Annotated in this window: 18 protein-coding genes; 12 read left to right on the top strand and 6 right to left on the bottom strand. The window is 62.7% G+C overall.

Translation table 11 applies throughout. The features are described 5' to 3' along the window. Nucleotides 1-139 precede the first annotated feature (139 nt). Nucleotides 140-781, top strand: coding sequence for a LysE/ArgO family amino acid transporter (locus tag RCH06_RS07330; RefSeq protein ID WP_327080791.1), 642 nt, complete (start codon nucleotides 140-142; stop codon nucleotides 779-781). A gap of 70 nt (nucleotides 782-851) precedes the next feature. Here the strand turns inward: RCH06_RS07330 and RCH06_RS07325 are convergent, their stop codons facing one another. Further along, complete coding sequence (locus RCH06_RS07325; RefSeq protein WP_327080790.1) at nucleotides 852-1,769, bottom strand: LysR family transcriptional regulator; 918 nt, start codon at nucleotides 1,767-1,769, stop codon at nucleotides 852-854. 209 nt (nucleotides 1,770-1,978) lie between these two features. After that, a complete protein-coding gene (aroQ, locus tag RCH06_RS07320; protein WP_327080789.1) occupies nucleotides 1,979-2,425 on the bottom strand; it encodes a type II 3-dehydroquinate dehydratase in 447 nt (148 codons plus the stop codon). Nucleotides 2,426-2,604: 179 nt separating this feature from the next. Here aroQ and RCH06_RS07315 point away from each other — a divergent pair, with 179 nt between their 5' ends. The 3 genes from RCH06_RS07315 (at nucleotide 2,605) to RCH06_RS07305 (ending at nucleotide 6,384) form a co-directional block, all read left to right on the top strand. After that, nucleotides 2,605-3,324: a haloacid dehalogenase type II gene (locus RCH06_RS07315; RefSeq protein ID WP_327080788.1), complete on the top strand. Its 720-nt coding sequence runs from the start codon at nucleotides 2,605-2,607 to the stop codon at nucleotides 3,322-3,324. Further along, entirely contained in the window at nucleotides 3,321-4,106 is a 786-nt protein-coding gene (locus tag RCH06_RS07310) for a sulfite exporter TauE/SafE family protein (protein ID WP_327080787.1), read from the top strand. The genes RCH06_RS07315 and RCH06_RS07310 overlap by 4 nt, the downstream gene beginning before the upstream one ends. 76 nt (nucleotides 4,107-4,182) lie before the next feature. Beyond that, nucleotides 4,183-6,384 (top strand): malate synthase G, encoded by a 2,202-nt coding sequence (locus tag RCH06_RS07305; protein WP_327080786.1) that lies wholly within the window; start codon nucleotides 4,183-4,185, stop codon nucleotides 6,382-6,384. 131 nt (nucleotides 6,385-6,515) lie between these two features. Here the strand turns inward: RCH06_RS07305 and RCH06_RS07300 are convergent, their stop codons facing one another. Then, the gene (locus RCH06_RS07300) at nucleotides 6,516-8,282 is read right to left on the bottom strand and encodes an ATP-dependent nuclease (RefSeq protein ID WP_327080785.1); all 1,767 of its coding nucleotides are present in this window, start codon (nucleotides 8,280-8,282) and stop codon (nucleotides 6,516-6,518) included. A 24-nt stretch (nucleotides 8,283-8,306) separates the two neighbouring features. Then, a complete protein-coding gene (locus tag RCH06_RS07295) occupies nucleotides 8,307-8,975 on the bottom strand; it encodes a hypothetical protein (protein WP_327080784.1) in 669 nt (222 codons plus the stop codon). A 394-nt stretch (nucleotides 8,976-9,369) separates the two neighbouring features. Here RCH06_RS07295 and RCH06_RS07290 point away from each other — a divergent pair, with 394 nt between their 5' ends. From RCH06_RS07290 to RCH06_RS07255, 8 genes are all read left to right on the top strand, one after another. Beyond that, nucleotides 9,370-11,607, top strand: coding sequence for an NADP-dependent isocitrate dehydrogenase (locus tag RCH06_RS07290; protein ID WP_327080783.1), 2,238 nt, complete (start codon nucleotides 9,370-9,372; stop codon nucleotides 11,605-11,607). Nucleotides 11,608-11,822: 215 nt separating this feature from the next. Then, a complete protein-coding gene (locus RCH06_RS07285; protein ID WP_327080782.1) occupies nucleotides 11,823-13,028 on the top strand; it encodes a multidrug effflux MFS transporter in 1,206 nt (401 codons plus the stop codon). A 348-nt stretch (nucleotides 13,029-13,376) separates the two neighbouring features. Next, nucleotides 13,377-13,946 (top strand): DUF2760 domain-containing protein, encoded by a 570-nt coding sequence (locus tag RCH06_RS07280; protein ID WP_327080781.1) that lies wholly within the window; start codon nucleotides 13,377-13,379, stop codon nucleotides 13,944-13,946. A 47-nt stretch (nucleotides 13,947-13,993) separates the two neighbouring features. Next, nucleotides 13,994-15,838: an Hsp70 family protein gene (locus tag RCH06_RS07275; protein ID WP_327080895.1), complete on the top strand. Its 1,845-nt coding sequence runs from the start codon at nucleotides 13,994-13,996 to the stop codon at nucleotides 15,836-15,838. Between the two features lie 32 nt (nucleotides 15,839-15,870). Then, nucleotides 15,871-18,750, top strand: a complete 2,880-nt coding sequence (locus RCH06_RS07270) for an Hsp70 family protein (RefSeq protein ID WP_327080780.1) — start codon at nucleotides 15,871-15,873, stop codon at nucleotides 18,748-18,750. Next, nucleotides 18,747-19,559 (top strand): hypothetical protein, encoded by an 813-nt coding sequence (locus RCH06_RS07265; protein WP_327080779.1) that lies wholly within the window; start codon nucleotides 18,747-18,749, stop codon nucleotides 19,557-19,559. The genes RCH06_RS07270 and RCH06_RS07265 overlap by 4 nt, the downstream gene beginning before the upstream one ends. Nucleotides 19,560-19,719: 160 nt before the next feature. Further along, complete coding sequence (locus tag RCH06_RS07260; protein WP_327080778.1) at nucleotides 19,720-20,157, top strand: OsmC family protein; 438 nt, start codon at nucleotides 19,720-19,722, stop codon at nucleotides 20,155-20,157. 12 nt (nucleotides 20,158-20,169) lie between these two features. Continuing rightward, nucleotides 20,170-20,448, top strand: coding sequence for a hypothetical protein (locus tag RCH06_RS07255; protein ID WP_327080777.1), 279 nt, complete (start codon nucleotides 20,170-20,172; stop codon nucleotides 20,446-20,448). 31 nt (nucleotides 20,449-20,479) lie between these two features. Here RCH06_RS07255 and RCH06_RS07250 read toward each other — a convergent pair whose 3' ends face one another. Together RCH06_RS07250 and RCH06_RS07245 are read right to left on the bottom strand one after the other, a co-directional pair. Continuing rightward, nucleotides 20,480-21,022 carry a CinA family protein gene (locus tag RCH06_RS07250; RefSeq protein ID WP_327080776.1) on the bottom strand — a complete coding sequence of 181 codons (543 nt, stop codon included), beginning with the start codon at nucleotides 21,020-21,022 and terminating at the stop codon, nucleotides 20,480-20,482. Further along, nucleotides 21,019-21,582 carry a phosphatidylglycerophosphatase A family protein gene (locus RCH06_RS07245; protein WP_327080775.1) on the bottom strand — a complete coding sequence of 188 codons (564 nt, stop codon included), beginning with the start codon at nucleotides 21,580-21,582 and terminating at the stop codon, nucleotides 21,019-21,021. Before RCH06_RS07245 ends, RCH06_RS07250 begins: the two co-directional genes overlap by 4 nt. Nucleotides 21,583-21,595 lie beyond the last annotated feature (13 nt).

Below are 21,595 nucleotides of genomic sequence, written 5' to 3'. Positions count from 1 at the left end.
GTTTAACAAAATCAGCCACGAGGCGACACTGGCGTTACCTGCCCTCGGCGCGCCCCTCCGACCTGCGCAACACGTTGCCTTTGCGGTCTGCGGCCAGCGCTTTTTTTGCCCGAACGGCCTTTTTAAACGATTGATTTGTATGAACTACCTGACTGCTCCGGCATTTTTGGCCGGCATGGCGCTGTGCCTGTCGCTCATCATGGCCATTGGCCCCCAAAACGCCCACGTAATGCGCATGGGGTTGCTGCGCCAGCATTTGTGGCTGACGGTGGCGGTGTGCATCTTCACCGACATCGTCCTGATTGCCCTGGGTGTGGCGGGGCTGGCGCAACTGGGCGGTCTGTCCGACAAGCTGCTGGGCGCCATGACCGGCGCGGGCGCGGTGGTGCTGATGCTGTATGGCGCGCAAGCGTTCAAGCGGTTCTTGCAGCCGGGCGCCACGGTGCTGGCTGACAACCAGGCGGCCACCGGCGGCGCGGCAGCGGTCTCGCGCCGTCAGGCGATTGGCACGGCGCTGGCTTTTTCGTGGCTCAACCCGCACGCCTGGCTGGACACCGCCGTGCTGATGGGCACGGCGTCGCTGGCCTATGCGCAGCCCGACAACCTGGTGTTCGGCATCGGTGCGGCGACCGGCTCGCTGCTGTGGTTCAGTGCGCTGGGTCTGGCGATGGCGTGCCTGGGCCGGCATTTCGATTCGCCCGTCGTCTGGCGCGCGCTCGATGCGCTGGTGGCGCTGATGATGTGGGGAACGGCGCTGTGGCTGCTGGCCGGGCTGGTCTGAACGCGGCGTGATCAAAATCGCCATCACGCCCTGAAACTTGCGCTCTACACCCTGCGCATTACCGCCAGGCTCAGACGGCCGATGCCAAACGCCAGAATTCGGGCTGGCTGTAGTGGTGCTTCAAAAAATCAATCCACAGCCGCACCCGCAGCGGCAAGTGCTTGGCACCCGGAAACACGGCATAAATGCCATTGGGCGGCGCGGCAAAGTCTTCCAGCACCGCCACCAGCCGGCCAGCGGCGATTTCGGATTCGACTTCCCAGGTGCTGCGCCAGGCAATGCCGTAGCCGCCCAGGCACCAGTCGTGCAGCACTTGCCCATCCGAGCAATCAAGCGGGCCGCCGGGTTTGAGGTGGACCAGCTCGCCCGCCACATGAAAAGCCCAGCCGCGCGTTTGCGAGGCGTCGCTGGACAACGTCAAGCAGTCAAATTTCGCCAGCTCGCCGGGGTGTTGCGGCGTGCCGTGCTGCTGCAGGTACTGCGGCGTGGCCACGCACAGCCGCCGGTTGTCGGCCAGGCGCACGCTGACCAGAGACGAGTCGGGCATGTCGCCCACGCGCACTGCGCAGTCAAAGCCTTCGCCCGCCACGTCGATGACGCGGTCGCTCAGGTTCAGCGTGATCGTCACGTCGGCATGGTGCCCACGGAATTTCGCCACCAGCGGCGCGACATGACGCCGGCCAAAACCGGCTGGCGCGGTGATGCGCAGGTGGCCGCTGGCTTTTACGCCGCCGGCTGACACGCTGGCTTCGGCATTGGCCAGGTCAGCCAGCAGGCGCTGGCAGTCCTCTAAAAACGCGCTGCCCTCGTGCGTCAGCGTGATGCGCCGCGTGGTGCGCACCAGCAACTTGACGCCCAGCCGCTCTTCCAGCGCATCGAGCCGCCGGCCCATGATGGCCGGCGCGACGCCTTCGGCCAACGCCGCAGCGGTCAGGCTGCCGCGCGCCACGACGGAGACAAAGGATTCGAGCTGCTTGAGTTTGGCCATAGGCGTTAATTATGCGGGGGCGGGTGTTGTGGGCGCTGCGTTTGAGCGAATACCAAGCCGCTTCGCAGAACTGGATTTGCTACGAATTAAATAGCTGCTTGCGCACGTAGCTATTGCGCAATAGCCACTTTTCATCAAATTTTCTGCTGGCGGACAGTGCAAGCGGCCTGCAGAGGGTGGTTTGCGCTTTCAGTCTGCGCCAGACGGTCCTATTTTTGGCCGGCATGCACCGCCGACACCGCCGCCCGCAACGCCAGCAAATAGCTGTCCGCGCCAAAGCCGCAAATCTGGCCACGGATAATTTCAGCGAACACCGACACATGGCGAAAGGCCTCGCGCGCGTGAATGTTGGACATATGCACTTCGATGATCGGGCAGGGCAGTATCGCCAGCGCATCGCGGATGCCGTAGCTGTAATGCGTCCACGCGCCGGCGTTGATCAGCACCGCGTCCACGCCGTCGGCATAGGCCTGGTGAATGCGCTCGCACATCGCGCCTTCATGGTTGGTCTGGAAGGCCTCGACTTCAGCGCCAAGTTCGTGGCCCAGTGCGCTGACGCGGGCATTGATTTCGTCCAGTGTCACCGTGCCGTACTGCGCCGGGTCGCGTTTGCCGAACATGTTGAGGTTGATGCCGTGCAGCATGAGGATTTTCATGGGGTTTCCTGGTGAGGTGATGCGCTAAAGCCGTGAGAGCGAAGCAAGGATAAGCGCAACGGCTCACCGGCTGGCTGCTTAATCCGCCCTTCGGATTTACACATTGCGTGCATTAAAGTCACAGATAAATCGCATTTCAGGGGGTTAATCTTTGCGCAAGGATCAAATAAAGTCAGGTCATGGAAAAATCCCGCCTTCCCAGCCGCCAGCCGCTGCGCGCTGTTCTGTTTGATGCGTACGGCACGCTGTTCGACGTGTACAGCGTCGGTTTGCTGGCCGAGCAACTGTTTCCCAGTCGCGGCCAGGCGCTTGGCGTGATGTGGCGCGACAAGCAGATTGAATACACCCACCTCGTCAGCACCAGCAACCACGGCGCGCATTACCAGCCATTCTGGGATATCACACGTGCCGCGCTGCGCTATGCCTGCAAGCGGCTTGGCCTGGACTTGCGCAGCGGGCCTGAAGAGCAGTTGATGAACCAGTACCGCTGCCTGACCGCCTTCCCGGAAAACCGCGAAGTGCTGCAGGCGCTGAAAACGCGCGGCATCGTCACCGGCATTTTGTCCAACGGCGACCCGGCCATGCTCGCCGTGGCGGTCAAGTCCGCCGGGCTGGACGATCTGCTCGACCACGTGATCAGCACCGACAGCATCCGCAAATACAAGACCCATCCCGACGCCTATGCGCTGGGGCCGCAGGCAACCGGTGTGCCGGTGCAGCAAACGGCCTTTGTCAGCTGCAACAGCTGGGACGCGCTGGCCGCCACCTGGTTCGGTTACCAGACGCTGTGGGTCAACCGCAACCAGCTGCCGTTTGAAGAGCTTGGCACCCCGCCGCTCTACACCGGAAGCAGTCTGCGCGATGTGCTGACGCTGCCGTTTGGCGGCAAGCCGGCATGACGCCGCTGGACATCGTGCTGATCGGCGCGGGCGGATTTGCCGCCGGCGCGGTCAATGCCATCGCCGGCGGCGGCACGTTTTTCTCGTTCCCGGCGATGCTGGCCGTGGGCCTGCCGCCGGTGGTGGCCAACGCCAGCAATTCGGTGGCGTTGTGGCCGGGCAGCCTGAGCGGTGCGTGGGCTTACCGGCAAGAGCTGGCGCGCTACAAACGCTACCTGTTGCCCATGGGCATTGCCTCGTTTTTGGGCGGTGCGGCCGGCGGATTGCTGCTGCTGGCGGCCGGTGATGCGCGTTTTGCCGCGCTGATTCCCTGGCTGCTGGGCTTTGCCACACTGCTGTTTGCTTTCAGCCCGCAGTTGTCAGCTGCCTTGAAAAAAATACGCCCCGCACCCGCCGAAAAAACCGGTGCAGAGCATGGCGCCGGCTCGCCCATCGGCTGGTTCGTGCAGTTGCTGGTGTCGATTTACGGCGGATTTTTTGGTGCCGGCATGGGCATTTTGATGATGGCCAGCCTGGCAATTGGCGGGCATGAAGACGTGCAGCACATCAACGCGCTGAAAAACCTGCTGTCAGCGGTGATCTACAGTGTGACGGTGACGACTTTCATCATTGCCGGCGCCGTCAGCTGGCCGCACACGCTGGTGATGGTGCTGACGGCCACGCTAGGCGGTTACTGGGGCGCGCGCATGGCGCGCAAAATCCAGGGGCCGTGGCTGCGGCGCATGGTGATTGCGGTTGGCAGCGCGCTAACGGTTTATTATTTTTACAAGACGCTGGGCTGAGCCAGTGACCGGACGCTGGTCGCTGACCCCCGGCTTTCAGCACAACGCATTTTTTATTTTTTAAAAGGATTTTTCTATGACCCACACCGAACGCACCCCCGCCCACGGCCTGCAGGTTGCGACCGAACTCTACAACTTCATCAACGACCAAGTGTTGCCCGGCACCGGCGTAGACGGCGACACCTTCTGGACCGGCTTTGACGCCATCGTGTCCGATCTGGCCCCGAAAAACATCGCCCTGCTGGCCGAACGCGACCGCCTGCAGACCGAGCTTGACACCTGGCACAAGGCCCATCCTGGCCCCATTGCAGACATGCCCGCCTACCGCGCTTTCCTCGAAGGCATCGGCTACCTGGTGCCGCAGCCGGCCAACGTCACCATTACCACCGCCAATGTCGATGCCGAACTCGCGGTGCAAGCCGGCCCGCAGTTGGTCGTGCCGATTTTGAATGCCAGGTACGCGCTGAACGCCGCCAATTCACGCTGGGGCTCGCTGTATGACGCGCTCTACGGCACCGACGCGATTCCCGAGGCCGACGGCGCTGAAAAAGGCCAGGGCTACAACCCGGTGCGCGGCGGCAAAGTCATCGCTTTTGCCCGCAATTTCCTCGACCAATCCGCCCCGCTGGCCAGCGGTTCGCACAAGGACGCCACCGGCTACAGCATTGAAGACGGCCAGCTGGTCATTGCCACCGAAAACGGCAGCACCAAGCTGCAGGACCCGGCCCAGTTTGTCGGCTACCAGGGCGGCGCTGCGGCGCCCACGTCGGTGCTGCTGGTCCACAACGGCCTGCATATCGACATCATCATCAACCGCACGACGACTATCGGCAAGACGGACGCCGCCGGCATCAGCGACCTGGTGATCGAGTCCGCGCTGTCGACGATTCTTGACCTCGAAGACTCGGTCGCCGTGGTCGATGCCGAAGACAAGGTGCTGGCCTATGGCAACTGGCTCGGCATTTTGCAGGGCACGTTGACCGAAGAAGTGAGCAAGGGCGGCAAGACCTTCACGCGCGGCCTGAACGCCGACCGCGAATACACCGCCGCCAACGGCAACGGCGAGGTGCGTCTGCATGGACGCTCGTTGATGTTCCTGCGCAATGTCGGCCACTTGATGACCAACCCGGCCATCCTGTACGCAGGCGGCAAGGAGATCCCCGAAGGCATCCTGGACGCCGTCGTCACCACGACCATCGCCATGCACGACCTGAAGCGCCAAGGCCAGCCCGGCATCAAGAATTCGCGCACCGGCAGCGTCTACATCGTCAAGCCCAAGATGCACGGCCCGGCCGAAGTCGCCTTTGCCGCCGAACTGTTCGGCCGCGTTGAAAGCCTGCTCGGCTTGCCGGCCAACACCGTGAAACTCGGCATCATGGACGAAGAGCGCCGCACCAGCGTCAACCTGAAAGCCTGCATTGCCGAAGCCGAAGCGCGCGTTGCCTTCATCAACACCGGTTTCCTTGACCGCACGGGCGACGAGATGCACAGCGCCATGCAAGCCGGCCCGATGATCCGCAAGGGCGACATGAAAACCGCTGCTTGGATTGCCGCCTACGAAAAGAACAACGTGCTGACCGGCCTGGCCTGCGGCCTGCGCGGTAAGGCGCAGATCGGCAAGGGCATGTGGGCCATGCCCGACCTGATGGCCGCCATGCTGGAGCAAAAAATCGGCCACCCGAAAGCCGGTGCCAACACCGCCTGGGTGCCCAGCCCGACCGCCGCCACGCTGCACGCGCTGCATTACCACCAGGTGCTGGTGTCCGATGTGCAAAAAGAGCTGCAAAAGATCGACGCCAACGCCGAGCGCGACACGATCCTGAACGGCCTGCTGACGATTCCAGTCGCCGCGACGCCGAACTGGAGCGAGGCTGAAAAGCAGCAGGAACTCGACAACAACGCGCAGGGCATTCTGGGCTACGTCGTGCGCTGGATCGACCAGGGCGTGGGCTGCTCCAAGGTGCCCGACATCCACAACGTCGCGCTGATGGAAGACCGCGCCACCCTGCGTATTTCCAGCCAGCACATGGCCAACTGGCTGCTGCACGGCGTCGTGACCGAAGCGCAGGTGAAGGAAACCTTCGAGCGCATGGCCGCCGTGGTCGACGGCCAGAACGCCGGCGACGCGCTGTACCAGCCAATGGCCGGGCACTTTGACACGTCAGCGGCTTACAAGGCGGCGTGCGATCTGGTGTTCAAGGGGCTGGAGCAACCCAGCGGTTACACCGAGCCGCTGCTGCACGCGTGGCGTTTGAAGGTCAAGGCCGGGAAGGCTTGAGTTGGGTGGCGCGGGTTGCTATGGATTAAATAGCTGCTTGCGCATGTCCAGCATGCGCTGGAGGCCTGTTTGGCACTAGAAAATGAAAACGGCACCTGCGGGTGCTGTTTTTTTGTTTGGCGTGCGGCAATTCAGTCTCCGGTTCCCGTCATCGCCACCAGCTTGGCAAAAAAGCGATGCACATCCTCATGGATTTCATCCGCTGTCATGGCCGTTGCGACACGTTCGCGTAGCACTTCCACCGAAGGCTCGCCTTTGCGCAGGCTGTGAAACAGTGAGTCATTGTTTTCAAACAAGATGCGTTTTCCGTCCACCACCGAAAAAATGTTGGCCGTGACCGTGCGCCAAGTCTTTCCTGCAGCCAGCGTGAGGTTTTGGTCGGAAAAGAACGTTTCAATTACTTGAAGTACCGGCTGGGTAAACAGGTCACCGTCCGGGCTTTCCAGTACTTGAAGCGCCACTCGCCGCCAGGCCGTCGGGACGAGCAGATAGTTCTCGATGTTTTTGCGCTTCCACTCCACCAAAGTCGGGTTGTCTTCTGGCGGATGGAAGGCCTTGTCCGCATCGTCATAGTCAAACAGCATCAGGCGCTTCACGCCAGACACAACCTGGCTCAAAGCCGTGAAATGCGCATCGGCTTGGGACTTCATCTCCTGTTTATTTCCCCCACCCATCACCTTGAAACAGAGTTTGTCCATCACCGGCAGCGCGCCGCACTGCTCGGCCCAGCCGCGAAGAATGCGCTCGTCGCTTTCGCCCTCAACGTAAACCATGTACGGCGCGCCAACCAGGCGGGCGATGTCTTCGTTCGACACATCGGACATCGCCCGAAGGACGTCTGGCGTTGATTCGATACGCGTCGGCACCTGCTTGAGAAGTGACACGATTTGCCGGGCATCCACGCCTTTGGCGAATTCTTCCGCATGGGTGGCGATCAGGAATTGCACGCTTTTTTCAGCGGATTTTTTCTTGAAGTAATCCAGCAACTCCCGTTGTAAATTGACGTGCAGATGCGCATCGGGCTCGTCCAGCAATATCGTGGTCGGCTGGTAGCCGTACAAAAAAGCCAGCAGTGTCATGGTTTGATGAAAACCACTGCCCCCGGAAATCAGGTCGTAGGTCTTGCCGTTCTGCTTGTATTCCACGCCGATGTACACATCCTTGGCCGAGTCGTATTGCGGGGGAATCAAATCCACTGAAAACCAGCGCTTCACCACGCTGGCGAGCTCGGTCCAGTCGGCTGGTACTAACGGGCGTTTGGTGCGCTTTGACTGTTCGAGGGCATCTTCATCTTCGGTAGGCGGGCGCCACACCTGCAGTAGCAAATTACGCAGCACACTGCCCGGCTGGCCCTTGCCGACCTGTTGCCGGATGGGCGCTTTGTCCAACCATTTCTCCGCTGGCTCCAGCCCGGAAAAAGGCGGAACATAGGCAATGCGGGGCAGTTTTCCCTTTTCTTCGCAGTCCCTGAACGCTTTCCAGCCGCCGGCCGGAATGGCATACATCGTTTGCGGCGAGTGGTAACGAAGCTCCACCCCAAACGTCTGGGGTATGCCGCCTAGCGCGCTCCACTCCAGCAAAATTTCAATCAAAATGAACTTTTGCTTTTTAGCCCCGGTCTCGTCCGTCGGGTAAGCACGATCCGTGCGGTCTTTCCACAACAAGTTGAATTCTGGCACCGGCAAGGCCGTGAAGTTGGGCAACACGATCTGAATGCCCGTGCTTCCGCTGCGCTTGGCGCGGTGGAACTCGTCCATGCAGAATTGCCAGATCGCCAACGACTGCAACACTGTGCTTTTGCCACTGTTGTTGCGTCCGACCAGAAGGTCAAAATCGGTGAATTTGTAGATTTGCTCACCCACACTTTTAAAGTTGCGCAGGGTCAGTTGGGTAATCATTGGATAAATCCCCTTTCAATATCACTATAGGCATTCGAGGCCACTGCCTTGACCAGTTGGGCCTGCAGCGGGGAAGTGCCCAGAATATGGGCGAATTCGGTTTCGGTCAGGCCTCAGAGGTGGCGAACGAGGCCGTCGAGTTCGGGCGCGCAGGCGGGCGCTTTCGGTAGGGTCGGTGGTGCCGTATTGGGGTGGATTTATTCCTTCTCCCTTTCTTTCACCCTCTCCCTCTGGGAGAGGGCTGGGGTGATGGCTCCCCGATTCCAGGCCCACGGCTTGTGCAAGCTTATCGAACTCGGGCGTGGTGCAGCTCAGGCGGGCGGCGCGGCGCACTATGTAATCGGCAATGGCTTTGTAGGGTTGGCCTTCGCGGTTGCGCAGGTTGTGGCTTTCGTCAATCAACACCAAGCGGTAACGTTTGAGGTCGGGCAGTTTTTTAAGCACCTGCGAAATCGGCAGCACCATGCCGCGCAGGCCGTAGTGGGTGCGGTAGTGCTCCCACATGGGCTCCAGGTTTTTCGGGCAGATGATGAGGGTTTCATAGCCCATGTCGTCTTCAAACATGCGGGCCAGCGCAGTGGCCATGATGGTTTTGCTCAGCCCCACGCAGAAGTCTGAACGGGTGGACACCTTCAGGGTCGCCCGCAACGCGCAGAGCAAATCTTGTTCTATGTTGTCAAATATGCGGGCCATGAAGTAGAAGGAGATGGGGGTTTTTGGCGGGCTGACAGGGTGTCGGTGCATTGTGCCCGCAAGCCTTGGCGGCGCTGAGCCAGTGCTGCAGGTCTGGCATCTGGCAAAGCCATCATCCCCGCGTCACTTTTCCCGCCCTGCGCCATTTGCCCGGCGCGGGCAGGTTATTGCGCCCGGAACGCCCACCGCACAGGCGTAAACTTCTTCGCTGGAATGGCCTGGCATTCATTCCAGGGCCGTTCCGGCCAGCGCGCCATTGGCGAAGATTCCGTGATCACGAGTGACGAAATTTGCCGCTTCGGCGTCTGGCCCTGCGCGGCCTTCAGGTTCATGACAGGGACACCCCCTATAGTTCGCAAGCCAGCCTCACTACCCTACAAGCAACAGGAGCACCATGACAGCCGGAAAATCAAAAATCATCTACACGCTCACCGACGAGGCGCCGCTGCTGGCGACCTGGTCTTTTCTGCCCGTCGTGCGCGCCTTCACGGCGCCGGCCGGCATCGAAGTCGCCGAGAGCGACATCTCGGTCGCGGCGCGGGTGCTGGCCGAATTTCCCGAGTTCCTGACCGACGCGCAGAAAGTGCCCAACACGCTGGCCGAGCTGGGCCGCCTGACGCAGGACCCGGACACCAACATCATCAAGCTGCCCAACATCAGCGCCTCGCAGGGCCAGCTCATCGCCGCCATCAAGGAACTGCAGTCCAAGGGCTTCAATCTTCCCGACTACCCCGAAAGCCCCAAGAGCGACGAGGAAAAAGACATCCGCGCGCGTTATGCCCGCTGCATCGGCAGCGCCGTGAACCCGGTGCTGCGCGAAGGCAACTCGGACCGCCGCGCGCCCAAGGCCGTCAAGGAATACGCGCGCAAAAACCCGCATTCGATGGCCGACTGGAGCCAGGCGTCGCGCTCGCATGTCTCGCACATGCACCACGGCGATTTTTATCATGGCGAAAAGTCGCTGACGCTGGACAAGGCGCGCGACGTGAAGATGGAACTGCTCACCAAGAGCGGCAAGACCATCGTCCTGAAACCCAAGCTGTCGCTGCTGGCCGGCGAAATCATCGACTCCATGTTCATGAGCAAAAAAGCGCTGGAGGAGTTCTACGAAAAGGAAATCGACGACGCCTTCAAGACCGGCGTGATGTTCTCGCTGCACGTCAAGGCGACGATGATGAAGGTCTCGCACCCCATCGTGTTCGGCCACTGCGTGAAGATTTTCTACAAGGACGCCTTTGCCAAGCACGGCGCGCTGTTCGACGAGCTGGGCGTGAATGTCAACAACGGCATGGCCAACCTGTACGAGAAGATCGCCACCCTGCCGCAAAGCACGCAGGACGAGATCAAGCGTGACCTGCATGCCTGCCACGAGCACCGGCCCGAGCTGGCCATGGTCGATTCGGCCAAGGGCATCACCAATTTCCACTCGCCCAACGACATCATCGTCGATGCGTCCATGCCGGCAATGATCAGGAACGGCGGCAAGATGTGGGGCGCCGATGGCCGCCTGAAGGACGTCAAGGCCGTGATGCCTGAGTCGACTTTTGCGCGCATTTACCAGGAGATCATCAACTTCTGCAAATGGAACGGCAAGTTTGACCCCAGGACTATGGGCACCGTGCCGAACGTGGGCCTGATGGCGCAGCAGGCTGAGGAATACGGCTCGCACGACAAGACATTTGAGATTGCCGAAGGCGGGGTGGCCAATATCGTTGACCTCGCCACCGGCGAAGTGCTGCTGTCGCAAGACGTGGAAGCGGGCGACATCTGGCGCATGTGCCAGGTCAAGGACGCACCGATTCGCGACTGGGTCAAGCTGGCCGTGACGCGTGCGCGCAACTCGGGCATGCCGGCCGTGTTCTGGCTCGATCCGTACCGCCCGCATGAAAACGAGCTGATCAAGAAGGTGCAAACCTACCTGAAAGAGTACGACACCACGGGTCTGGATATCCAGATCATGAGCCAGGTGCGCGCCATGCGCTTCACGCTGGAGCGCGTGGCGCGCGGGCTGGACACCATCTCGGTGACCGGCAACATCCTGCGCGACTACCTGACCGACCTGTTCCCGATCATGGAACTGGGCACCAGCGCCAAAATGCTGTCCATCGTGCCCTTGATGGCGGGCGGCGGCATGTACGAGACCGGCGCCGGCGGCTCGGCGCCCAAGCATGTTCAGCAGCTGGTCGAAGAAAACCACCTGCGCTGGGATTCGCTGGGCGAATTTTTGGCGCTGGCCGTGTCGCTCGAAGACCTGGCGCTGAAAACCGGCAGCACCCAGGCCGGTTTGCTGGCCCGTACGCTGGACGCCGCCACCGGCAAGCTGCTGGATAACGACAAAGGCCCCAAGACCCGCACCGGCGAACTCGACAACCGGGGCAGTCATTTCTACCTGGCGATGTACTGGGCGCAGGCACTGGCCGAGCAGACCGAAGACGCGGCTTTGCAGGCGCAGTTCGCGCCGCTGGCCAAATCGCTGGCCGAAAGCGAAGCCCAAATCGTCGCCGAGATGCAAGACGTGCAGGGCCAGCCAGCCGACATCGGTGGCTACTACCTGCTGGATGCGGCAAAAGTCAAGGCCGTGATGCGCCCGAGCGCCACCTTCAACGCGGCGCTGGCGTCTGTGGGCGCTTGATGCACTTTGGTGGATGCAATTTGCTATGAATTAAATAGCTGCTTGCGCCCACTGAATAAGCGCTAGAAGCCTGTTTTGCTTAAAAAACTGAAAACGGTACCTGCGGGTGCCGTTTTTCATTTCCGCCCGGCATGAAAGCGCCTTGATGCGCCTTGATACAGGCTGCGGCGCCTGCCCGCCTAGCTACGCTGGCGCTTGCCGCGACAATAGCGCCCATGATTTCCCGCTTTTTTCGCCTCGCCCTGGTGCTGGGCCTGCTCTCGGCCATCGGCCCTTTTGCCATTGACATGTACTTGCCCGCCTTGCCCACCATCGGTGCCAGCCTGGGCGCTGACATTGGTTCGGTGCAGATGAGTCTGACGGCTTTTTTCATCGCGCTGGGCCTGGGCCAGCTGTTTTACGGCCCGCTGTCAGACAGCATGGGGCGCAAGCCGCCGCTGTACTTGGGTCTGGGCCTGTTTGCGCTGGCCAGCGTGGGCTGCGCACTGGCTGGCGACATTCACACCTTGATTGGCCTGCGCTTTTTGCAGGGCTTGGGCGCAGCGTCCAGCACGGTGATTCCGCGCGCCGTGGTGCGCGATTTGCACACCGGCCACGAGGCGGCGCGGCTGATGTCGCTGTTGATGCTGGTGTTCAGCATTTCGCCCATTTTGGCGCCGCTGGTGGGCAGCGTGGTGATTGCCTGGAGCAGCTGGCGCGGCGTGTTCTGGGCTGTCATGCTGGCGGCGCTGGTCGGGCTGGCGCTGACCGGCGGCATGCTGAAAGAAACCCGGCCCGCCAGCGAACGCGCCCACAGCAGCCTGGGCAGCGCCTTGCGCGGCTACGCGGTGCTGCTGCGCGACACGCATTACCTCGGGCTGGTGATGATTGGCGGCACGGCGATGGGCGGGTTTTTTACCTATCTGGCCAACTCGTCCTTCGTGCTGATGGGCCACTACGGCTTGAGCTCGACGCAGTACAGCCTGGCTTTTGGCCTCAATGCGGTGGCCTTTATCGGCGCGGCGCAGTTCAATGGCGCACTGGGCAAGCGCTTTGGCTTGGTGCCGGTGGTTAAAAAAGCCGTCAGCGCGTGTCTGGTGGTGATGCTGGCGTTGCTGGCCCACTATCTGTTTGGCGGCGACCGGCTGGGCGTGTTGATTGGCCTGTATTTTGTCGCCAGCGCGCTGATGGGCATGGTGATTCCGACCACCTCGGTGCTGGCGCTGGAAGAACACGGCGCGATTGCCGGCACGGCGTCGGCGCTGCTGGGCACGCTGCAAATGCTGACCGGCGCGGTGATGATGGGCCTGGTCGGGCTGTTTGCCGACGGCACGCCGCTGCCGATGGTGATCGGCATGAGCAGCGGCGTGTTGATGGCCTTTACGCTGACCTGGCTGACGCTGGGCGGCCGCCGCCGGGCCGCCGGTCTGCTCAACTCCTGATGCTGGCGGTGGTTGCGAGGCAGATGGGCAGTTGCTATGAATTAAATAGCTGTGAGCGCCCGTTCAACATGCGCCAGAAGCCAATTTGATGATAAAAACAACGGCGCGCAAGCCGGGCAGGCCGGTTTTTTTATGGACAATAGGCCGCAGCCGCGCAGCGACCCTGATGCGCCACGGCATGGCCCCTCCAACCGTCTTTTTCGTGCAGCTACTGACGCTTTCTGGCGTTAAAAGCGCTTGCCGGTGGCAACGCTGGCGGGCCGGCAATGACTTTGGGTGGCCAGCGCCAGAATTTTTACCTTCTTTTATTTCAGGTCCGGCGTTAGTGCGGACACTCAGGAGCCCTTGATGAATGACCCGACCCCTTCCTTTTTTAAACGCGTTTCGCTGGCCTTCGGCTCTTTTTTCAGCACGCTGTCCAACCCCGGCTACGCGGCCCGTGTGCAGGACTTGCGCGATCACGGCGACCTGGACGCAGCCTCCGCACCCGCTACCACGCCAGCGCCAGCGCCCGTCACCGTAGTCCCGCTGAAAGAGGCGAGTCCCGACGCCGCCCTGCAACTGCTGGCTTTGCTGCAGCGCGATGCACGCCTGATCGACTTCACGCAAGAAAGCCTGAGCGGCTATTCGGACGCTGACATTGGCGCGGCGTCGCGGCTGGTGCATGAAGGTTGCGCCAAGGTGCTGCGCGAGCATTTCACGCTGGAGCCGGTGCGGATTGAAGCCGAAGGCAGCCGCCTGACGCTGGCGGAAGGCTTTGACGCCCGCGCCATTCGCCTGACCGGCAACGTGGTTGGCCAGGCACCGTTTGTGGGGGCCTTGAGCCACCGGGGCTGGCGCGCCACCGACGTGCGCCTGCCGCAATTGACCGAGCAGCACGACGCCACCGTGCTGGCCCAGGCGGAGGTCGAACTGTGAACGCCGCCACCGCCGCCACCGCCAAAAACACCGCCAACGCCAAAACCATGAACACACCCCAATTTTCTATCGGCATCGATCTGGGCACCACCCACTGTGCGCTGGCGTATGTCGATATTGCCGCCAGCGACGGCGAAAAAACCAGCTACGGCGTGCTCGACATCCCGCAGTTGACCGCCCCCGGTGCGCTTGAAAACCTGCCGCTGCTGCCGTCCTTTTTGTACCTGCCGCACGAAAGCGAGCTGGCTGCCGGCGATTTGGCGCTGCCCTGGACGGACAAGCAGGACTTTGCCGTCGGTGAGCTGGCCCGCACACGCGGCGCGCAAACGCCGATTCGTCTGGTGTCCAGCGCCAAAAGCTGGCTGTGCCACCCCGGCGTCGACCGCCGCGCGGCCATTTTGCCCAACGATGCGCCGCCCGAAGTGGCGCGTGTCTCGCCACTGGAAGCCTCGACCCGTTACCTCACGCATCTGCGGCAGGCCTGGGACGCGGCCCACCCCGAAGCCCCGTTTGACCAGCAGGACGTGACCGTCACGATTCCGGCGTCGTTCGACCCGGCCGCACGTGAATTGACCGCCGAAGCCGCGCGCGCCGCCGGTTACCAGCACCTGACGCTGCTCGAAGAACCGCAGGCCGCGCTGTACCACTGGATTCAGGGCAGCGCCGGCCGCTGGCGCAAGGATGTCACGCCCGGCGACATTATTTTGGTGGTGGACGTGGGCGGCGGCACCAGTGACTTTTCACTGATTGCGGTGCTGGAGCGCGAAGGCAACCTGGAGCTGCACCGCGTCGCCGTGGGCGACCACATCTTGCTGGGCGGCGACAACATGGACCTGACGCTGGCGCATGTCGTGGCCCGCAAGCTGGCCGCTGAAGGCAAGACGCTGGATCCGTGGCAAATGCGCGCGCTCACGCATGCCTGCCGCAGCGCCAAAGAAAGCCTGCTGAGCGATGCCAGCCTGGACGTGCAGCCCATCGTGGTCGCCAGCCGGGGCACCAAACTGATTGGCGGCTCGGTGCGCACCGAACTCACGCAGACGGAAGTGCGCGCCACCTTGCTCGACGGTTTTTTCCCCGTGGTAGACGCCGCAGCCCGGCCCGCCATACGCACCCGTGGCGGCCTGACGCAGCTGGGCCTGCCGTATGCGCAGGACGCTGGCGTGACGCGGCATTTGGCAGCATTGCTCGGGCGCCAGGCGGGGGCAACGGCCGAACTCGAAGGCTTCGCCGGAAAAATCGATGCCGACGCCAGCTTTTTGCATCCGACGGCGGTGCTGTTTAACGGCGGTGTGTTCAAGTCCGGCATCCTGACCGAGCGCATGCTGGCCACGCTGAACGGCTGGCTGGGCGCTGAAGAGGCCCAAGCTGCCCGCATGCTGACCGGTGCCGACATGGACTTGGCGGTGGCGCGCGGCGCGGCCTATTACGGCTATGTGCGGCGCGGCCAGGGTGTGCGCATTCGTGGCGGCACGGCGCGTGCCTACTACGTGGCGGTGGAATCGTCGATGCCCGCCATTCCCGGCATGGAGCCGCCGGTGCAGGCCTTGTGCATTGCGCCTTTTGGCATGGAAGAAGGCATTGAAGCCGACCTGCAAACGCAGGAATTTGGCCTGGTCGTGGGCGAGCCGGTGTTTTTGCGCTTCATGGGCTCGTCGGTACGCCGGCAAGACACGCTGGGCAACCTGCTTGATTTCTGGCCCGCCGACGAGTTGCAGGAACTCGGCGAAATCCAGGTCACGCTGCCCGCCGAAGGCCGGCAAATTGGCGAAGTGGTGCAGGTCAGGCTGCGCGCTGTGGCCACCGAAACCGGCACGCTGGAACTGACCGCCGTGGCCACCCAGGGCGGCGAACGCTGGAAGGTGGAGTTTGACGTGCGCGGCGTCAGCCAGTAAACAGACCTCCGAAGAAACCGGGAAACCATCTTTTGACACGCCACTACATCGTTGGCATTGACCTGGGCACCACCCACACAGTGGTGGCCTATGCGCCAGTGTCGGCGGCGCAGGACGGGCAGGGCGACATTCGGCTGTTTGACATGGCGCAAACGGTTGCGCCGGGCGAAGTCTCCGCCTTGCCGTTGTTGCCTTCGGTGCGTTACCACGCGGCGGCGGGTGAACTGGCGGCGGGCGCGCTGCAATTGCCCTGGCCTGCGCAGGCAGATGCCGTGGCAACGCCGGTCGTCATCGGGCAATGGGCGCGCAAGCTGGGCGCGCAAGTGCCGGGTCGGCTGGTAACCAGCGCCAAAAGCTGGTTGTCGCATGCCGCCGTGGATCGGCTGGTACCCATCTTGCCGTGGGGCGCGCCGGACGATGTGCCCAAGGTGTCGCCGGTCGAGGCCAGCGCCAGTTATTTGCGCCATGTGCGCGCCGCCTGGAACCAGCGTTTTTCGGCCAGTCCGCTGGAGCAGCAAGACCTGGTGCTGACCGTACCGGCGTCTTTTGACGAAGGCGCGCGCGCGCTGACCCTGCGCGCCGCGCGCGAGGCCGGTTTGCCTACCTTGCGCTTGCTGGAAGAGCCGCAGGCGGCGTTCTACGACTGGCTGCTGCGCCACCGCAGCACGCTGGCCGAAGCGCTGGCGCAAACCCGGCGCGTGCTGGTGTGTGACGTGGGCGGCGGCACGACGGACTTGAGCCTGATTGAGGTCGACCTGGTGGATGGCCAGCCCGGGCTGACCCGCATCGGTGTGGGTAACCACCTGATGCTGGGCGGCGACAACATGGACTTGGCGCTGGCGCATCTGCTTGAAGCGCGCCTGGCCGCCGGCGCGTCCCCGGCACCGCCTTTGTCGGCCAGCCGTCTGGCGCAACTGATGGATCGCTGCCGCGTCGCCAAAGAGCAACTGCTGGCCGCTGATGCGCCTGAACAGACGACCGTGACGTTGCTCGGCGGCGGCTCCAAACTGATCGGCGGTAGCCGCTCGGTGACACTGACGCGCCACGAGGTTGAACAACTCATCGTGGACGGTTTTTTCCCGCAGGTGGACGCTGACGCGCAAACGCTGCAGGCGCGCAGCGGCATCGTGGCGTTTGGGCTGCCGTACGCGCGCGATGCCGCCATCACCCGCCACATTGCCGAATTTTTGCGCCAGCACGGCCCGAGCCTGCCCGACGCGCTGCTGCTCAACGGCGGCGTGTTTCGTGCTGATGCGTTGGTGCAGCGGCTGACGCAGACGCTGAATAAGTGGCGCGGCGAACCCATCCGCCTGCTGCACAACGACAACCCGGACGTGGCCGTGGCGCGTGGGGCGGTGGCCTATGCGCTGGCGCAGCAGGGGCTGGCCCCGCGCATTGGCGGCGGCTCGGCACGCAGCTACTTTTTACGGCTCAATGATGCGCGGGACGCCAAAGACAAGTCGAGCGCGCGCGGCATCTGCATCTTGCCGCGCGGCAGCGAGCCGGGCCAGGAAATTCTGCTTGGCGGCCAGCGGTTTGCCCTGCGCGTCGGCCAGCCGGTGCGCTTCCAGCTGTTCAGCGCGGTGGCTGATGCGGCGGGTCAGGCACCGGCCCGGCTGGGTGAACTGGTGGCGTTGAATAGCCACGATTTTGTGCAACTGCCGCCCATCGTGATGGTGCTGCAGGCCGCGCCCGACGGGGCCGTCACAACTTCCACCGCCAGTCAAAAAACAACCGCCCGGCAAGACATTGCCGTGCAGCTTGCCACCGCCCTCACCGAAGTCGGTACGCTGGAGATGCATTGCGTCAGCGAAGACGATACCAGCCAGCGCTGGTTACTGGCGTTTGACTTGCGCCAGTCGCAAGCCGGCGGTGATTCGGCGGGCGGCGACACGCCTGAAGACCGGCGACAAGCGGGCCGTATCGCCGAAGCCATCGGCCAGATCGACCGTATTTTCGGCACCAACAAGCAGCAGGTCAGCAGCAAGGACGTGACGCAACTGCGTGCGCAACTGGAGCGTTTGCTCGGTGACCGGGCGACCTGGACGACGCCGGTGCTGCGCCAGTTGTTTGATGCCTTGATGCTGCGCGCGCGCGGCCGGCGGCGCAGCGCCGCGCATGAACGCGCTTGGTTCAACCTGGCTGGTTTCAGTTTGCGGCCCGGTTTTGGCGATGCGCTGGACGGCTGGCGCATTGAGCAGCTCTGGCATCTGTTTGCGCTGGGCGTGCAGCATGTCAATGACAAGCAGGTGGGCGCCGAATGGTGGACGCTGTGGCGGCGCGTGTCGGGCGGGCTGGACGTTGCCGGGCAGTTGCGCCTGCTCGATGACTTTGCCTTCAACCTGCAAATCAGCGAGATGAATGACGACGAAAGCGGCGCGGGCGTGGACGAAAGCGCCGCCAGGCCGGTCACGGGCAGCCCGGGCGACATGCTGCGGCTGGGCGCGTCACTGGAGCGGATTCCGGCGGCCTATAAAACCGAAATCGGCCAGTGGCTGCTGGACCGGCTGCAAAAATCTCTGGCCAGAGGCGCGGCTCAGGACAGCACCGTCGACGACAGCATTTACCTGTGGGCGCTGGGGCGCATCGGCGCGCGCCAGCCTTTTCATGGCAGCTCGCATGACGCGGTGCCGGCGGACGTGGCGGCCTCGTGGACAACTAGCCTGTTGGCGCTCGACTGGAAGCGGCTGGAAGCGGCTGCGTTTGCCGCCGTCAACCTGGCGCGTGTGACGGATGACCGGGCCAGGGATTTGCCGCTGGCGTTGCGCGAACAGGTCATCGCGCGGCTGCAGGCTGTTCACGCGCCGTCGGTCTGGACAGACATGGTGCGTGAAAACGTGGCGCTGGACGAGGCGACGCAAAGCCGCATGCTGGGCGAAGCGCTGCCGCCGGGCTTGAAGTTGATGGCTTGAACCGCACGAAATCCGACATGCCCGACATGCCCGATGACCCGCAATTTGACGGCTTTCCGTCGCTGCAGTTCGCCAAGCCCTTTGTGCTGATCGACGGCGCGTTACGGTCGCTGCACTTCACGCAGGGCGAGTTGCAAAGCCGCATGCAACTGCACAGTCCGTGGCGGCTGGCGGTGGACTACACGCGCACCATGATGGGGTTTTTGCTGTTCAATCCGGCACCGGCGCGCATTGGCATGATCGGGCTGGGCGGCGGCTCCATCGCCAAATTTTGTCACCGGTTTTTGCCTGTCAGCCACATGACGGTGCTTGAAATCAACCCCTACGTGCTGGCGCTGCGCCATGAATTCCAGGTGCCCGACGACGACGCAAGATTCCAGGTGATTGCGGGCGATGGCGCGCTGTACCTGCACACCCAAGCGCCGCACTATGACGTGCTGCTGGTTGATGGTTTTGACCAGGACGGCCAGCCTGCCGCGCTGTGTAGCCAGCCGTTTTATGACGACTGCCTGGCCGCGCTGCCGGAGGGCGGCCTGCTGGTGGTGAACCTGCATTACGACCATCCTGATTACCCGGTGCTGGTCGAGCGCATCCGCCGCACTTTCAATGGGCATGCCGTCGAAGTCATGACGCAGGAAAATACCAACAGCATTGTGTTCGCCCGAAAAGGCCAGGCCATTTCACCGCGCGACCTGAACCTGCGCAGCAGCCTGGCCGGCTTGGCGGCGGCGGCGCGCAGCGAACTGAGGGCCGAGCTGGCGCGCATGCTCTGGGCGATGCAAAGTCTGGCCCCGGACGAGGGCGACTAGGCAGCACGTCATGGCGAGCGCAGTAATCCAGGCCCCGCTTACGGCACGATGGATCAAGCGCAATTTGGGGTTTTGTCTGACGTGCAAGTCGGGCGCATGCAGGCAGACTGGCAGATCAAGGCGTTTAAGCCTCCTCTTTCAACCTACCCGAAAGCCACACATGACTGAAAAAACCGCATCCGTTCATTGGGAAGGCCAAGGCAAAAAAGGCCAGGGCCAGATCAGCACCGAAACCGCCGCACTCAAGGCCTATCCGTACGGATTTGGCAGCCGCTTTGAAGACGACCGGCGCGGCACCAACCCCGAAGAATTGCTGGGCGCAGCGCATGCCGCCTGCTTCACGATGGCGTTTTCGTTTGCCTGCGACAAGGCCGGTTTTGCGACCACCTCGGTTGATACGCAAGCCAAAGTGCGCCTGGCAACCGAAGGCGATGGATTTGTGATTGACCGCATTGCGCTGACGCTCAAAGCCGTGGTGCCCGGCATCGACGAAGCCCGTTTTCAGGAAATTGCAGAAGAAGCCAAAAAAGGCTGCCCGCTGTCCAAGGCGCTGGCCAGCGTGCCCGAAATCACGCTGGCGGCCACGCTGGGCCAGTAAAGGTTAAAGCGCATGCAAGCCAAAACCAACTTTTCCTTTGAAGTGCAGTACGCGGCGCATTCGGACAGTACACAGCCCGAGCGCAACGCACTGATGGGTTCGCTCGATACCACGCTGCAGCAACTGCTGGCGGGAAAAGACAGCGAAGCGCAGGTGGCCGTCAGCGACAGCCACAAGGGCAGCGGCCACAAGATTGTCGAGCTGACCACCACACTGCAGGATGCGCAGATTGCCGAGATCCTGCAGGCCTTTTCCGCTGAGCATGGCGTGACGGTATCAGCGGTTGAGTAAACCGCTGCGCCAGCGATTCAATTCGCCGGTGTCACTTTGCTATTAACCGGTTAGTTGGCTGACTCGCCAGCAATTCCACCAGCCGCTGCAGTGCATGCAGCACGGTAGCTTGGCGCACCGCCGCGCGGTCGCCGTCAAAGTGGCACCTCTCACTGATCACACCCGCTGGCGTAGCCCATGCCAGCCACACCGTACCCACCGGTTTTTCTGCGCTGCCGCCGCTGGGGCCTGCCACGCCAGTGACCGCCACAGCAGCTTGAGCGAGTGAATGCGTAACAGCGCCTTGCGCCATGGCACGCGCCACTTCTTCGCTGACCGCGCCATGACGGCCAATGAGTTCAGCCGGCACACCCAGCATGTCGGTTTTGGCTTCATTCGAGTAGGTGACAAAGCCCCGGTCAAACCAGACGCTGGAGCCGGGCAGGTCGGTGCAGGCGGCTGCGATCATGCCGCCGGTGCAGCTTTCAGCGGTGGACATCCGCCAGCCATTTTTTTGCAAGATAGCAGCCAAACTGGCCGTTAGCGCAATCAGGCCGGGCGCGGGCAGCTCTTGTTTTAATAGCGAATTGCTCATGCAAAAAACCGCCACAGCGCAATCACCAGCAGCGTGCAACCAGCGGCCACCAAGTCGTCAAACATGATGCCAAAACCGGCCCATGTCCAGGCGTGCCGGTCCGTTGCCGGGTCCACGCCGTGCGACAACTGGTCGGCCCAGCGCACCGGGCCGGGTTTGGCAGCATCGAAATAGCGGAACAGGCCAAAGGCAATCGCTTGCCCCAACAGGCCGGTCGGCATGACCAGCCACAGCACCGCCCAGAAAGCGACAATTTCGTCCCAGACAATGCTGCCCGGATCGAGCACGCGCATGTTGCGCGCCGTCACGGTACACACCCACCAGCCGAGCGGAATCGACACCGCAATCAGCCAGCCGATATCTGCCGGCGACAGCCAGCGCTGCAGCACCAGAAACGACAGCCACGCCCACAGCGTGCCGGCAGTTCCGGGCGCAACCGGGCTCAAGCCCGAGCCAAAACCCAGCGCCATGAAATGCGCCGGATGCGCCAGCATGAATTTGGCCGTGGGGCGGAGAGGGGCGGCCGGGGCAGGCGAAGCCGGCAAGGAAAGATCGTTCATACGCAGGCTTCAG

The sequence above is a fragment of the Polaromonas sp. CG_9.5 genome, assembly GCF_035984465.1.
GTDB lineage: Bacteria > Pseudomonadota > Gammaproteobacteria > Burkholderiales > Burkholderiaceae_C > Polaromonas.
The sequence above is the reverse complement of the archived record's forward strand: the minus strand, read 5'-3'. Positions and strand labels throughout refer to the sequence as shown.